The organism is Streptomyces doebereineriae (assembly GCF_031845645.1).
GTDB lineage: Bacteria > Actinomycetota > Actinomycetes > Streptomycetales > Streptomycetaceae > Streptomyces > Streptomyces canus.
Window position 1 is genome coordinate 20,799 of record NZ_JAVREZ010000037.1, and the last position, 14,041, is coordinate 34,839.

The window sequence follows — 14,041 nt, forward strand, 5'->3', positions numbered from 1 at the left end:
GCCGCCGACGCTACCCGAGGATATCCCCGGCCAGGCCGCAGAGGTGCGGACGATACTGCCGGTGACTGACTCGGGATACGGTAGCCCGGCTGGTCGGAGGTCGCGTCGGCTCGGTCGGATTCCGCATGGCATGTGCGAAAGCGGTGAGCGCTCCGGCCTGCGGAGTGACCCTCGGTAGTGATTCCGCGACTTCCAGGCGTTGGGCGGCTCGGGCACAATGTGCGGCATGGAAGATGGAGCGGCAGCGCCTGTACGGCGTCGTGGGGAGGCCGTATCCGAGGGGCGCCAGGTGACCCTGCATGATGTGGCGCGGACAGCGGGCGTCTCACAGGCGACGGCGTCGCGGGTGCTCAACGGCAGTGTCCGCAACGTCCGGCAGGAGAACATCGACCGCGTGCTCACCGCGGCCGCGGAACTGGACTACGCACCGCACCTGTCCGCCCAGGCGATCGCGCGGGGTTCGACGAACATCGCCGCGCTGGTCGTCAGCGGTGTCGACGACCCGTACTTCTCCTCCATCGCGGCAGGTGTGACGCAGGCAGCCGAGGCCGCCGGACTCATCGTGACCATGGCGGTCGCGGACCGCTCCCCGGAGCGGGAACTCCAGATCGTCGGGACGCTGCGCGGCATGCGCCCCCGCGTGATCATCATGACCGGCAGCCGCGTCGACGGCGCCGATGCCCGCGACGCACTCGTCGAGGAGCTCCACGCCTACCGGGAAGCGGGCGGCAGCGTAGTCCTGATCAGCCAGCACGACCTGCCGTTCCACACCGTCAGCATCGACAACTACGGGGGAGCGCGGCAGCTTGCCCGCGCGCTGGTAGGGCTCGGCTACCGGCGGTTCGCGGTGGTCCGGGCGGGGACCGGCCTCAGGACGTCCCGTGACCGGTGCAGCGGGTTCGTGGAGGGTCTGCGCGAGTTCGGCATCGACGTCGACGAACGGCTGGTGGTCGAAGCCGAGTTCAGTCGCCGAGGGGGGTGTGCGGCGGCCCGGGAGCTCGTCCGGCGTGGACTGGACGGAACGGAACTCGTCTTCGCGGTCAGCGACGTCATGGCGATCGGTGTGATGACCGCATTCCGCGACGCCGGGCTCGTCCCTGGCCGGGACGTCGCCGTCGCCGGCTTCGACGACATCGGCCCGGCGGTGGACGTCGTCCCGGAGCTGACGTCCGTGAACGTGCCTCTGCAGCAGGTCGGACTCCGTGCGATGGAGCTCGCGCTCTCCGACGATGACGCCCCGCGGATCGTACCGGTCGACACGAACGTCGTTCTGCGGGCAAGCACACCCCCTCGATGACCGTGCGGGCGATCACGCGGTGAGCGTCGGTTGTCCGGGACGGCGCGGTCGTGCCGGGCGCGGGCGCTGCCCCAGCCACGTGCTTCAGGAAGCGGTGTCGTCTGTCTCGCCGAGGCCGAGGAGCGCGGTGAAGCGGGCTTCGGCCCGGTCGATCTCCCCGAGCTGAGTGAGGATCGAACCGGGGGTGGAGTCACCCACCACCTTCTGCATCAGCGGGGTGCGGTCCAGGATCGCGTCCCGGATCGGCTGCAGAGCGCGCGGCGCGTGATGGAAGACCTGCCCGAGGGCGTAGGCGTGCTGGGACTGCCGGGCGGTGTGCGGCTTGCGGGGGGCCTCGAAGGCGTCGAGTGCCTGGCGGACAGCGGCGTAGTCGCTCAGGTCCACACCTGCCAGGCGGCGGCCGATGAAATAACCGTCCTCAGTGGCCATACCGGCGCCGTACCCGGCGTACGGGGACGTGGGGTGAGCGGCGTCGCCGACGAGAGTGGCGCGGCCCTTGGACCACTGCTTCAGCGGCTTGCGGTCGCGGATCACCCAGCGCTGAACGTGCGCGGGGTCGGTCGCGGCGATCAGCTGGGGGAGCGGACGGGCGAAGGCCTGACCGAGGCTGGTCGCGGTCGAGTGCAGGTCGCCCGAGAACTCCCGGCTTGCGTCGAACGCTTCGAGCACCCACCACTGGTGGCCGCCACGTCCCTTGTTACGGATGGCGGTCCAGCTCCCCTGCACAGTGCGGGTGTGGGAGAGGACGCACATCCCGGGCTCGGTCTCGACGCTCTCGTCGAAGGTGTAGCCGCCGAAGATGTGCAGGTTGTGCTCGCGCTTGGGGCTGTCGCCCCACAGAGTGCGGCGGACCAGGGAATCGATGCCGTCCGCGCCGATCACGAGGTCCGTCTCGTGGACTCGTCCGTCCGCGAGGTGCAGTCGAACACCGCTCTCGTCCTGCTCGACGCGCTCCACCGTGTGGTTGACCTGCAGGACGCCCCTTGGCAGCGCATCAAGCAGCCGCTCGTACAGCTCGGGGCGCAGCAGGCCGATGAACCCGCCGCCGTAGTCGCGGACAACCTGCTCCGGAAGGGCCGCTCGGACCCGGCGGCGACCGCGGGCGTTGCGGAACTCGGACGTACAGGGCGCACCCAGGTCCTCGGTGTTCACCCCTAGCAGCCCGAGTGCCTTGATGGGGGGCGGCCACAGGTTGAGGATGTTGCCGGCGGGTCTGGCGTGCGGGTAGCGCTCGAACAGCACGACGTCGTGGCCGGCCTGATGGACGGAGAGCGCGGCGGCCATGCCACCGGGTCCGGCACCGATGACGGCGACGCGGCCGCGCTTGGCGGGAGGTTTCTTCATGGTGGGTTTCCTCAGCCTTGGTCGTCGTTGACCTGCCTCAAGCGACGGTGTGGAGTTTCGCGGCGGTGGCGGCGGTGATGTCGTGGTGGGTGACGCCGGGGGCGATTTCGACAAGGACCAGGCCGTTGTCGGTGACGTCGATGACGCCCAGGTCGGTGATGACGCGGTGGACGCAGGCCCGTCCCGTGAGGGGCAGGGTGCACTCGTCGAGGATCTTGGGGCTGCCGTCCTTGGCGGTGTGATCCATGAGGACGATGACGCGGCGAGCGCCGTGGACGAGGTCCATGGCACCGCCCATGCCCTTGATCATCTTTCCGGGGATCATCCAGTTGGCGAGGTCGCCGGTCGCGGACACCTGCATGGCCCCGAGCACGGCGGTGTCGATGTGGCCGCCGCGGATCATTCCGAAGGACAGGGCGGAGTCGAAGAAGGCTGCTCCCGGGAGCACGGTGACGGTTTCCTTGCCGGCGTTGATGAGGTCGGGGTCGACGTCGCGTTCACTGGGGTAGGGCCCGGTGCCGAGGATGCCGTTCTCGGAGTGGAGGACGACGTGGACTCCGGGCGGGAGGTGTCCCGGGACGAGGGTGGGCAGGCCGATGCCGAGGTTGACGTAGGAGCCGTCGGTGAGTTCGGCGGCGGCACGGGCGGCCATCTGGTCGCGGGTCCAGGGCATCAGCTGTGCACCGTCTCTCGTGCCTGGAGCGCGGAAATCGTACGCCGTTCGATCGGTTTTTCGGCGGCTTGCGCGGGCGTGAGGGCGAGGACCCGCTGGACGAAGACGCCGGGCAGATGGATCGCGTCAGGGGGCAGCTCGCCCGGCTCCACGAGTTCCTCGACCTCGGCGATCGTGATGCGGCCGGCCATGGCGGCCAATGGGTTGAAGTTGGCGGCGGCCTTGTTGAAGACCAGGTTGCCGTGACTGTCGCCGCGCCAGGCGCGAACGAGCGCGTAGTCGGTGGTGATGCCGTGTTCGAGGACATGCGCGCGACCCCCGAAGGAGCGCTTCTCCTTTGCGGGGGAAGCGAGGGCGATGCTGCCGTCCGCCGCGTAACGCCAGGGCAGGCCGCCGTCTGCTACCTGTGTGCCCACGCCTGCCGGCGTGTAGAAGGCCGGGATGCCGGCCCCGCCGGCCCGTAGCCGCTCGGCCAGGGTGCCCTGCGGTACGAGTTCTACCTCCAGCTCGCCACTGAGGTACTGGCGGGCGAACTCCTTGTTCTCGCCTACGTAACTGCCCGTCACGCGGCTGATGCGGCCGTCGGCGAGCAGTAGGCCGAGTCCTTGGCCGTCCACGCCGCAGTTGTTGGAGACGACCTTCAGACCGGTGGTGCCCTGGGCGTGCAGGGCGTCGATGAGGGCGGAGGGTATGCCGGACAGACCGAAGCCACCAACGGCGAGTGAGGCCCCGTCGGAGATGTCGGCGACCGCCTCGGCGGCGCTCGCGCTGACCTTGTTCACGTGCGGGGCCTTTCAGTCAGAGGTCGGCCGGGGGTCAAAGGGAGGAGCCGGGCAGTACCGTCGACCTGTCGCCGACGGCGACGAGACCGCCGCCGGTGATGTACGAGGCCTCGCCGGAGGTGACGAGGACGACGGCGTCGAGCACCCCGTCAGGGAGGCCGGCCCGGCGGAACGGGATGTGGCGGCGCCTTGACCGTGCCCGGCCGCGCGCGGTCCCGGTGACGACGACCCTGTCGGACGGCCTGCTCTTCGCCGCGCGGTTCACGGGCGCGTTCGCGGGCGCGTACGGGCGCGAGGGACGGTCACCGGTTCGGCGCCGGGTACCACGGTGTTGGAGACGGTGCCGATGCCCTCGACGGTGAGGGTGACGGTGTCGCCGGGCTTGAGCGGCGGCGGGTCCTGGCGGCCGCGTACCCCCCAGAGTTCGGCGAGGCAGCCGCCATTGCCGCAGGTGCCGGAGCCGAGTACGTCGCCGGGGCGGACCCAGGTGCCGCGGGAGGCGTAGGCGGTCATCTCCTCGAAGGTCCAGCTCATGTTGGACAGCAGGTCCTTGCCGACGACCTCGCCGTTGATCTCGGCGGTCAGCGCCAGGCGCAGGAATCCGTCGCTGTCGCGGTAGGGCTCCAGCTCATCCGCGGTGACGAGGTAGGGGCCGAGTGTGGTGGCGGTGTCCTTGCCCTTGCAGGGGCCGAGGCTGACCTGCATCTCGCGGGACTGGAGGTCGCGGGCGGACCAGTCGTTGTAGATGGTGTAGCCGATGATGTGGTCGCGGGCCCGCTCGGGGGTGAGGTCGCGGCCCTCGCGGCCGATGACCGCGGCGACTTCGAGTTCGAAGTCCAGCACTTGGCTGCCGGGCGGCACGGGAACGTCCTCGTGAGCGCCGAGGACCGCGTAGGGGTTGGTGAAGTAGAAGGTGGGCGCGTCGTACCAGGCGTCCGGGGCGCCCGGGACTCCGTCGATGTTTCGCCGTACGCCCTCGACGTGCTCCTCGAACGTGATGAAGTCGCGTACGGACGGCGGTTGAAGCGGCGGCAGCAGTCGCACCTGGGAGACGTGCGGGCCGCGCGGCACGTCCAGGCTTGCGTTGCCCGCCTCGCGCAGCGCCTCGGGACCGGCCTGGACCAGGTCGAGAAGCCTCCCCGTGCCGGGGCAGGGGTAGAGGGTGCCGTCGTCCTCGACGGTGGCGAGACGGCTGCGGCCGTGCTGCTCATAAGTGGCGAAACGCATGGCATTCCTAGGGAACTGGATGAGTTGACACAGGCCGGGGGCCCGGCGACATGGCAGGCGGGGGAGTACGCCGGGCCCCCGGGGTCAAGGGGTCAGACCGGCGGAGCGACGAAGACGCCGCGGTCGACGTCGTTGAGCATTTCCTTGGCGACCATCTCGTTCATCGGGTTGGACGTGCCCCACTGGTCGGCGTTCTCGGGCTTCGTCAGGTCGTAGATGTGCGGGTGCCAGGTGTCCTCGTCCAGCTTTTCGAGCTCGGTGGTGTACTCGACGGTGTTGCCGTGCGGGTCGAGGAAGTACGTGAAGGTGTTGTCGCCCGCCATATGCCGCCCGGGGCCCCAGATCTTGCGGGCGCCGGAGCGCATCACGCGGCCGGAACCGCGCATGTACTCGTCGATGCCGCGCATCTCGAAGGAGAGGTGCTGCAGGGAGGCGTGCGGACCGCTGGCGATGGCCATGGAGTGGTGCTGGTTGCTGATCCGCATGAAGTGCATGACGTCGCCCATGTGCGGCAAGGTCATCGTGTCGGACAGCCGGAAGTCGAGGTGCTGCTCGTACCAGGCGCGGGTGGCGTTGATGTCGGGAGAGTTCAGGACGACGTGCGAGAGACGGACCGGGATGGACTCCTTCTCCTCGATACGACGGTGCTGACGCGCCTCGACGTCGGCCGAGACCTCGATGGTGCGGCCGTCGATGTCGAAGAAGCGGAAGCCGTAGCCGCCGCCGGGGGTGTCGACCTGGCCCGGCTGGGAGATCAGCTGCACTCCACCCGCGAGGAGTTGCTCGGCGAGCGTGTCCACGTCGGCGGGGTTCGCCGCGCCGTAGGAGATGAGGTCGAGGCGCTTCTCCTCGGCCTTGCGCAGCCGGACGATGTACTGCTCGGGGGAGCCCTCGGCGGCCAGGAAAGAGATACCGGAGTCCTCGGCGACCTTGGTCAGGCCCCAGACGCCGGCGTAGAAGTCGAGCTGCTTGTCGTAGTCCGGCACGGCCAGGTCGACGTGTCGCAGGTGGGTGAGCAGACGGTTGGTCATGTCGGGCTCCTCAGTTGAGACGCAGCAGCGCTGCCGCGTTGCCGCCGCGTACGGCGTGGAAGTGGGGGGCGGGCAGGTCTGTGACGTCGCGCAGAGCGCCGAGCGGGTCGTCGGTGCCCATGTCGAAAGGGAAGTCGGAGCCGAGCAGCACCCGGTCGGGGCCGGCCACCCGGATCAGCTCGCGCAGGACCTCCGGGTCGTGGACAAGGGAGTCGAAGTACAACTGCTTGAGATAGCTGCTGGGCGGGTGCGCGCAGCCGCGGGCGTCGGTGCGGGCGAGCCAGGCGTGGTCGGAGCGGCCGATGTGGGTGGGCAGATAGCCGCCTCCGTGGGCGGCGACGATGCGCAACCCCGGGTGCCGGTCCAGGACTCCGGAGAAGATCAGATGGGACAGGGCGACGGCGTTCTCGGTCGGCTGGCCGACGGTGTTGGACAGGTACCACCGGTTGAGGCGCTCGTCGAGCGTGCAGCCGAAGGGGTGCAGGAAGAGGATCGCGCCGGTTTCCTCGGCCCGTGTCCAGAACGGCTCGTACGCGGGGTCCGACAGTTCGTGTCCCGGCGCGTGGCTTGAGATCTCGACACCGCGCAGGCCCAGGCCGAGGGCGTGGTCGAGGGCTTCGACGGCGAGGTCCGGGTGCTGGAGCGGGACGAGGCCGAGGCCGTGCAGCCGCTGCGGGGCCTGGGCGACGTGCGCGGCGGTGCCCTCATTGGCCAGTTCCCACGCTGTGCGGGCCAGGTCCTCGTCGGCCCAGTAGTGGTAGTGCGACGGAGACGGCGAGACCAGCTGGACGTCGACCCCGGAGGCGTCCATCGCGGCGAGCCGGGCCTTGACGTCGGTCAGCCTCGGGAAGCGGTCCCGGAACATCGGGCCGCTGACGGCGATGGCCTCGGGGCCGTTGCGGCGGGCGTCGAGATCGCGGGCCGCGGCCAGACCGGGGTGTCCGGCGACGGCTTCCTCGACCTGAGGGAGCAGGACGTGCGCGTGGACGTCGATCGTGGGTGTGGAGCTCTGGGGACTCACGGCGTTCACGGGGTCTCCTTCAGGACGGACATCGTGCGGCCCATCAGACCGGGTGCGTCGGCGTCACGGACGCCGTCCAGCTGCCACTGACCGAGTTGCACGGATGCCTCGACCACCATGCGGACACGGCCGATCCGGCGTTCGTAGAAGCCGGTCAGCAGAGCGTCCAGGGAACTCCAGTCCTGCTCCTCGCTCAGCATCTCGGCCAGTACGGAGGCGTCCTCCAGCGACATGGCCGCGCCCTGGGCGAGCGTCGGGGGACAGACGTGGGCCGCGTCACCGATCAGGACGACCCGGTCGCGGTGCCAGGAGCCATCGACGAGCAGTCGCTCGAACCAGGTGTAGTTGACCTGGGCGGGGTCGGTGATGCTCGCGGCGATCTCCGGCCACGCACCCCCGTAGGGCGCGGCCAGCCGCCGCATCTCGTCCGCGTACGTGGCCGGGTCGATGGAGGCGCGGTCGCGGTTGGCCTCGACGAGGTAGGCGTAGATGGTGTTCTTGCTGGTGGGGCAGTAACCGGCGATGTAGCACGGTCCGCCGTAGGACAGCTGCATGCGCTCCACGCCCTCGGGGCGGGGCACGGGGACGCGCCAGATGGCCATGCCGGTCGGTTCGGGCTTGTCGCTGATGCCGATCATCGCGCGCGTGCGGGAGCCGACGCCGTCGGCGGCGATGACAAGGTCGTAGCGGCCCTCGGTGCCGTCGCTGAACCGGGCGGTGACGCTGGACGCGTCCTGGATCAGTTCCTCGGCGGTGGTGCCGAGGCGCACCGTCGCGCCGCTCTCGACGACGGCCTCACACAGAATCTCCTGGAGCCGGGGCCGCTGCATGCCGAAGATCGAGGGCAGGTCGTCCCCACCGGTGTGGTGGTCCTGCTGGACATGGAACACGGTCCCGTCTGGCGCGGCCATGCCGACGGCGTCGACGGCGTAACCGCTCTCCCGGACCTCGTCCCATACGCCCACTTCGCGCAGCACGCGCAGCGCGTTGCCCTGGAGGGTGATGCCGGAGCCGAGCACGTTCCAGTCGGGTTTGGCCTCGATCAGCTCCACAGCGATGCCCGCCCGCCGCAGCAGCACGGTCACGGCGTTGCCGGACGCGCCGCCGCCTATCACGAGGACGGTGCGGGGAATGGGGTCGTTCATGGGTTCTCCCTGAGATGGTGCCGCGCGACTGCGAGCGGCGGAGGGGGTCTTGCATGCCGGGCGGGCGAAGGGGGGAGCCGTCCGGGCGCAGCCCGCCCGGCAAGCCAGGGCGCTACTTGACGGCGATGGGGTTGACCGGTGAGCCGACGGACCCGGTGATGGGCAGGGGCGCGGCGGTGAGCCAGAACTCGTACCGGCCGTCGGCGGCGCAATGTGCGGCGAGGGCGTCGAGGTCCCACATCTCACCGATGAGCAGACCGATGTGGGGGATGGCGACCTGGTGCAGCGGCTGGAAGGCGTCGTCGAACTCGTTGGGCCGCACCTCGAAGCCCCAGGTGTCGGTGGCGATCCCGGCGATCTCGCTCCGGTGCAGCCAGCCGGCCGTACTGAAGCTCAGCCCCGGGGCCGGTCCGCCCGCGTAGGCGCCCCAGCCTTCGTGACGGGCGCGGGCCAGCCGCCCGGTGCGCACGAGGACGAGGTCGCCCCGACCGACGGACACGCCGTGCGCCTCGGCGGTTGCGGTCAGGTGCTCCTCGGTGATGGCGAAGCCGTCGGGCAGTTCGCAGCCCTCACCGATGACCAGGCCCACGTCGAGGAGGACCCCCCGCCCGGCGACGTGCGGAGCCATGTGCTCGATGCCGGTGACCAGGTCGCCTTCGGAGGTGACGACCTTCTCCGCCGGGCGGCCGTTCCACGCCATGCCGTGATCGAAGATGTGCCCGAGCCCGTCCCATTGGGTGGAGCACTGCAGGGGCATGGCGATCACGTCGTCGGCGCCACCGAAACCGTGCGGAAAGCCCTGGCCGCCCAGAGCGGCCTCGGTGCCGGTGGCGAGCATCGTGTGCACCGGATTCGTACGCCGCAGCCAGCCTTGCTGCGGGCCGTCCATGTCGAAGGCCTGTGACAAGGAGAAGCTGACGCCGTCGCGGATCAGGGCCGCGCCCTCGCGGCGCTTGGCCTCGTCGAGGAAGTTGAGCGTGCCGAGCACGTCGTCCTCACCCCAGCGGCCCCAGTTCGAGTACGCCTTGGCGGCCTCGGCGATCGCCGCCTCGGGATCTGAACGGTCGATACGGCCGGCGCTCATCCGGCCTCCTCCGCGACACAGCGGGTGCGCTGGGCGCCGAGCCCGGTGACCGACCCGTCCATCACGTCGCCGTCGCGCAGCAGCCGGCCCCAGTGGATGCCGTTGCCGGCCGGGCTGCCGGTGAGGACGAGGTCGCCGGGAAGCAGTCGGGCGGTCTGGGAGATGTACGAGACCAGCCGTGCGACGCCGAAGATCATGTCCTTGGTGGACTCGTCCTGCATGTTCTCGCCGTTGAGTTTCAGGGTGACCTGCAGGTCGGAGGGGTCGGCGATGGAGCCGGCCGGGACGATCCACGGGCCGAGCGGGGTGAAGCCGGGGGCGTTCTTGCTGCGCAGCCAGTCGGTGCCGATCGGGGGCATGTCCCGGCGGAAGACGGTCGCGCGGTCGGTCAGGTCGTTGGCGATGGTGTAGCCCGCGACGTACTCCAGCGCCTTGTCCACGGTGACCCGGTAGGCGGGGCGGGAGATAACTGCGGCCACCTCCAGCTCCCAGTCGGGCTTCTCCGCCCAGGCGGGTAGCACCACGTCGTCGTAGGGGCCGCTGATCGTGGTCGGCAGGCCGATGAAGACGTACGGGAGGTCATCGGCGGCCCGTTTGTCCATGACCGCCGCGACCTGGGCGCGGGCCTCCTCGACGGTGCCCGGGGCGTCCGGGGCGCGGTGTGCGACCGCCAGGTCGATCACGTGCTGTCGGTAGTTGGCTCCGGACTGGAAGATCTGCCGGGGCTCGACGGGCGCGTGCACCGTCATCTCCGCCAGGGGCCGCCAGTCGCGCGTCGGATCCCCGGCGAGGGTGTGCAGCCGCGGCAGCTCCTCGTCCCAGCGCTCCAGGAGCGTGAGCGTGGTCAACGCGGGTTCGTTCAGTGCCGTGCGCAGGTCGAGCGCTCGGCCCTCCGGCGTCACGAGGCTCGGGAACCTGGTCTCGCCCGGTGCCGAAAGGGTGCCGATGGCGAACGGTCCGGAGAAGGGGGTGAAGGGTGCCGACGTGGCTGCGGATGTCACGGAGATTTCCTCCCGATTGCGGTGCCACTAATCTGGCCCGTAGATTGCAATCAGGGAAATTGATTTCCTGTATATAAGAATCCAGCCGGTGAATACCGATGATGCTGGCTCCGGAATTGGGATGCTTCGTGAACTTGGCCAGCCTGGACCTCAACCTCGTCGTTGCCCTGCGCGCCCTCCTGCAGGAGCGCAACGTCACCAGGGCCGGCGAGCGCATTGGGCTCAGTCAACCCGCGATGAGCGCGGCCCTGGCCCGGCTGCGCCGCCACTTCGACGACGACCTGCTCGCCCGGGTGGGCGGAGGGTACGAACTGACCGCCCTCGGGCGGGCCCTCCTCGACCGGACCACCACCGCGTGCGACCTGCTGGAGCGCGTCTTCGCCAGTCAGGCCGAATTCGACCCTTCCCGCGAGGAACATGAGTTCACGCTGATCGCCTCGGACTACGCGGTTGCCGTCTTCGGCACCGAACTCGCCCGCACCATCCAAGCCGAGGCACCAGGCATCCGGCTCAGGTTCAAACAGGTACCGAACGAATTCATCGACAGCACCGGGTCGCTGCTCAGCACCGTCGACGGGCTACTGCTGCCCCACGGCATCATCCGGGGCTTCCCCACGGTCGAGCTCTACCAGGACAGCTGGGTCTTCCTCGTCGCCGACGACAACCCCGAGGTCGGCGAGCAGCTCACCCTCGACGACCTGGCCCGACTGCCATGGGTGACGTACCAACGAGCCTACGACGCCCCCGCCGCCCGCCAGATCGCCATGCTCGGCATCGAGCCGCGCGTGGCGGTCTCCGTCGACAGTTTCCAGCTGATGCCACTTCTGGTCGCGGGCACCCGCCGGGTCGCTCTCCTTCAGAGGCGTCTCGCCGACGAGCTGGACGGACTCGCACACGTCCGCATCATGGAACCGCCCTACGACGCCGTGCCGATCCAGCAGGCCTTGTGGTGGCATCCGGTCCACATGCACGACGCGGCGCACATGTGGCTGCGGGACACGATGGCCCGGGTCGCCGAGATGATGGAGGCGGCCGGTCGGCCTACGACTACGACCTCCTGTCCGCCCAAATGAGGGTGGGGCTTTGTGCTGCATCGGCAAAACACAACGCCGAGCCACGGCCGACGCCGAATGGCGGCCGGAGCGTGGAGCCGGTTTGAGTAGTTGCTGCTGCTCTGGCTGGAACGGTTCGCAGGCCGGTCCCGTACCAGCGGTGACGATCGCTGCTTGCGCTGCGTGTACCGGGTCGTGTCCCCGGGATGGGCGTGCAGGTAATCGCGGAAGATCCACTCGTTCCGACTCCGCGGTCAGGGAGGAGGGCCGCTGCTGCCCCGCTTACAGCCCCTGTGGTCACGGACAACGGGAGGAGCGGACGGTCCATGGCTTCGTGGACCTGCGCCGAGCCCACAGATGGAGGGCACTTCCGGTCCCTCTGTATCCGGCCTGGCCGCCTCGACAACGCACACGCAGTCGTGCGTCAGGTCGGCCAGTCAGCGCAGGAGTCTGCGGATGATGGTGGTGGCGGCGCTGATGTCGGTGGGCTGCCCGGTGAGGAGCTCGCGGTAATAGAAGGACTCGGCGACCCGGACGACGGCGTAGGCGAGGGTCGGGGCGTCGATGTCGTCGGGTTCGCCGATCTCGGATTGGATGAGCCGGCTGACGGTCTCGACTAGGCGGTCCTGGATGACGCCGTCACGCGAGGTCATCACCCGTAGTGCGGTGTCGGGGTGGTCGGCGACGAACCGACGCATGGCCGGCAGTTGTGCGCTGATGGTCAGCATGGAGTGGACGAGGTCGGCGACCTTGTCGGCGCCTTGCCCGCGGCTCCGGGGATAGATCTGGGCGAACTCGGTTGTGGCGATCGCCCAGATCGCCTCGCCGATCAGGCGGTCGCGGTCGCCGTAACGCCGATACAGGGTGGCGCGGCCGATACCGGCCTCGGCAGCCAGCGCCCGTGCGTCGATCCAGCCGTCCCGCAGGAACATCGCGACCGCAGCACGCAGCACCGGCTCGTCCGGGGGCAGCGGAGGCGGAACCTCTTGCATTTGAGACATCACCGCCCTAGTGTCTCACTTAATCTGACGAGACACATGAGCACCAGTGTCTCACTTTTGGGGGGAGTTGCCGTGGCCACAGTGAGGCGGACAATGCCGTTCGCGATCTACGTCATGCTGTTCGCGGCCCTTGCACTTCAGAGCGACCTCACGGCGTTCATGGTCTGCAACCTGCTCGTGCAACTGGCCGTCTTCGTCGTGGGCGCGTGCCTGCCGGCCCACCGCACCGGGTTCATGTCCTACGTGGATGTGGCCTGGCCGTGGGGCCTGGCCCTGATCGGGGTGCAGGTCCTGGCGTTCGGCGGCCTGGATTCGCCTGTGGCTGTCGCCACTGCAGCGATCTACCTGCTGATGGGCATGCGTATGGGCGCCTGGGCGCTGCGGTTCATGGTGTTCAAGCGGCTGCCCGGCGAGTTGCCGCGGTACCAGTACCAGCGGCGCCGATGGGAGCGCGACGGGTTCCGCAACGAGAAGGTGTCGCTCCAGGTCGAGATCATGCTCCAGTGCGGCGCCAACATCGCTGTGCTCGCGGTCCCGGCCGCGCTCGCCACCGTGCGCCCGGCCGGCCTCGATGTCGTGAGTGTCGCGGCGATCGCGCTGTGGGCGGTGTTCTGGGTCTTCGAATCGGTGGCGGACCTGCAGAAGGCCCGTTTCGCCGACCGCACCCGACGAGACGGTGTGCGCCGCACCTGCCACATCGGGCTGTGGCGCTACAGCCGTCACCCCAACTACTTCGGCCAGTGGATGCAGTGGAACAGTCTCACCCTGTTGTCGCTGCCCGCGCTGATCGACCGCTGGCCACACCATCACATCGTCTTCAGCCTGCTCACGGCCCTCGCCCTAGCCTGGATCTCCTGGACCACATACCACATGCTCGTGCACTACACCGGCGCCGTTCCCGCCGAGTATTACAGCCGGCAACGACGCCCCGACTACATCCGCTATCAGCGCGTCACCAACCGGTTCTTTCCCGGGCCCCGACGGACCACTGATCAGTGAGCCCTCGCGAGTGCCCCATGGGTGACGAGGCAGAGCCGCGGGCGCGGGCGCCGTGTACCGGGCGCGCCAGCGTCCTCGCGAACTCGACCGGTGAGCCACCGGCCCTCGAGCCAGACCTCCGGCGAGCCGGGGGTGCCCGGTGAGGGTGTCCCACCCCCACAGCGAATCTCGACCCACCGCTGCCGACTCGCCTCCATCGATGCCAGCAGCCAACGGCTCAACAACCGCCTCCAGGCCATCGAACGGGAAACCGGCGCGGCCTGATCGGTACGGCCCGGAAAGCACCCTGCTGACAAGGGAGTTGGCATCTATCACAAGCTTGTGGCCAAGGGTGGCTACCCGGTGTCACCACCGACTACGGGCCAGAGCGGTTCGTCTTACAGT

Annotated in this window: 14 protein-coding genes; 3 read left to right on the forward strand and 11 right to left on the reverse strand. The window is 69.4% G+C overall.

The annotated features are described in order from the left end of the window. The first annotated feature begins 289 nt into the window (after positions 1–289). Positions 290–1,297, forward strand: coding sequence for a LacI family DNA-binding transcriptional regulator (locus tag RNB18_RS49395; protein WP_311720690.1), 1,008 nt, complete (start codon positions 290–292; stop codon positions 1,295–1,297). An 84-nt stretch (positions 1,298–1,381) separates the two neighbouring features. On the opposite strand, the gene RNB18_RS49400 is transcribed toward RNB18_RS49395, so the two are convergent. From RNB18_RS49400 to RNB18_RS49445, 10 genes are all read right to left on the reverse strand, one after another. Further along, on the reverse strand, positions 1,382–2,641 hold the full coding sequence (locus RNB18_RS49400) for an FAD-dependent oxidoreductase (RefSeq protein WP_311720692.1): 1,260 nt from the start codon (positions 2,639–2,641) through the stop codon (positions 1,382–1,384). Between the two features lie 37 nt (positions 2,642–2,678). Further along, positions 2,679–3,314, reverse strand: a complete 636-nt coding sequence (locus RNB18_RS49405; RefSeq protein WP_069761688.1) for a CoA transferase subunit B — start codon at positions 3,312–3,314, stop codon at positions 2,679–2,681. Beyond that, positions 3,314–4,096, reverse strand: coding sequence for a CoA transferase subunit A (locus RNB18_RS49410; protein WP_266520706.1), 783 nt, complete (start codon positions 4,094–4,096; stop codon positions 3,314–3,316). The genes RNB18_RS49405 and RNB18_RS49410 overlap by 1 nt, the downstream gene beginning before the upstream one ends. Positions 4,097–4,130: 34 nt before the next feature. Further along, positions 4,131–4,361: a hypothetical protein gene (locus RNB18_RS49415; RefSeq protein WP_266520704.1), complete on the reverse strand. Its 231-nt coding sequence runs from the start codon at positions 4,359–4,361 to the stop codon at positions 4,131–4,133. After that, positions 4,358–5,323, reverse strand: coding sequence for a fumarylacetoacetate hydrolase family protein (locus tag RNB18_RS49420; protein WP_266520702.1), 966 nt, complete (start codon positions 5,321–5,323; stop codon positions 4,358–4,360). The genes RNB18_RS49415 and RNB18_RS49420 overlap by 4 nt, the downstream gene beginning before the upstream one ends. A gap of 92 nt (positions 5,324–5,415) precedes the next feature. Continuing rightward, positions 5,416–6,354: a VOC family protein gene (locus RNB18_RS49425; protein WP_266520700.1), complete on the reverse strand. Its 939-nt coding sequence runs from the start codon at positions 6,352–6,354 to the stop codon at positions 5,416–5,418. 10 nt (positions 6,355–6,364) lie between these two features. After that, positions 6,365–7,384 carry an amidohydrolase family protein gene (locus RNB18_RS49430; protein WP_266520697.1) on the reverse strand — a complete coding sequence of 340 codons (1,020 nt, stop codon included), beginning with the start codon at positions 7,382–7,384 and terminating at the stop codon, positions 6,365–6,367. Next, positions 7,381–8,520 (reverse strand): FAD-dependent oxidoreductase, encoded by a 1,140-nt coding sequence (locus tag RNB18_RS49435; protein WP_311720694.1) that lies wholly within the window; start codon positions 8,518–8,520, stop codon positions 7,381–7,383. Before RNB18_RS49435 ends, RNB18_RS49430 begins: the two co-directional genes overlap by 4 nt. Positions 8,521–8,632: 112 nt before the next feature. After that, the gene (locus RNB18_RS49440; protein WP_266520692.1) at positions 8,633–9,604 is read right to left on the reverse strand and encodes a cyclase family protein; all 972 of its coding nucleotides are present in this window, start codon (positions 9,602–9,604) and stop codon (positions 8,633–8,635) included. Then, the gene (locus tag RNB18_RS49445) at positions 9,601–10,605 is read right to left on the reverse strand and encodes a fumarylacetoacetate hydrolase family protein (RefSeq protein WP_266520690.1); all 1,005 of its coding nucleotides are present in this window, start codon (positions 10,603–10,605) and stop codon (positions 9,601–9,603) included. The genes RNB18_RS49440 and RNB18_RS49445 overlap by 4 nt, the downstream gene beginning before the upstream one ends. A 128-nt stretch (positions 10,606–10,733) precedes the next feature. On the opposite strand from RNB18_RS49445, the gene RNB18_RS49450 reads away from it, so the two are divergent. After that, positions 10,734–11,678, forward strand: coding sequence for a LysR family transcriptional regulator (locus RNB18_RS49450; protein WP_266520688.1), 945 nt, complete (start codon positions 10,734–10,736; stop codon positions 11,676–11,678). A gap of 416 nt (positions 11,679–12,094) precedes the next feature. Here the strand turns inward: RNB18_RS49450 and RNB18_RS49455 are convergent, their stop codons facing one another. Next, positions 12,095–12,649 carry a QsdR family transcriptional regulator gene (locus RNB18_RS49455; RefSeq protein ID WP_266520686.1) on the reverse strand — a complete coding sequence of 185 codons (555 nt, stop codon included), beginning with the start codon at positions 12,647–12,649 and terminating at the stop codon, positions 12,095–12,097. A gap of 81 nt (positions 12,650–12,730) precedes the next feature. Here RNB18_RS49455 and RNB18_RS49460 point away from each other — a divergent pair, with 81 nt between their 5' ends. Next, entirely contained in the window at positions 12,731–13,657 is a 927-nt protein-coding gene (locus RNB18_RS49460) for a DUF1295 domain-containing protein (protein WP_266520684.1), read from the forward strand. Positions 13,658–14,041: the final 384 nt, after the last annotated feature.

Bases quoted from the DNA above. Each gene is read 5' to 3' on its own strand.
- RNB18_RS49400 (WP_311720692.1), bottom strand. From the start codon at position 2,641: ATGAAGAAACCTCCCGCCAAGCGCGGCCGCGTCGCCGTCATCGGTGCC.
- RNB18_RS49405 (WP_069761688.1), bottom strand. From the start codon at position 3,314: ATGCCCTGGACCCGCGACCAGATGGCCGCCCGTGCCGCCGCCGAACTC.
- RNB18_RS49420 (WP_266520702.1), bottom strand. From the start codon at position 5,323: ATGCGTTTCGCCACTTATGAGCAGCACGGCCGCAGCCGTCTCGCCACC.
- RNB18_RS49425 (WP_266520700.1), bottom strand. From the start codon at position 6,354: ATGACCAACCGTCTGCTCACCCACCTGCGACACGTCGACCTGGCCGTG.
- RNB18_RS49435 (WP_311720694.1), bottom strand. From the start codon at position 8,520: ATGAACGACCCCATTCCCCGCACCGTCCTCGTGATAGGCGGCGGCGCG.
- RNB18_RS49440 (WP_266520692.1), bottom strand. From the start codon at position 9,604: ATGAGCGCCGGCCGTATCGACCGTTCAGATCCCGAGGCGGCGATCGCC.
- RNB18_RS49455 (WP_266520686.1), bottom strand. From the start codon at position 12,649: ATGCAAGAGGTTCCGCCTCCGCTGCCCCCGGACGAGCCGGTGCTGCGT.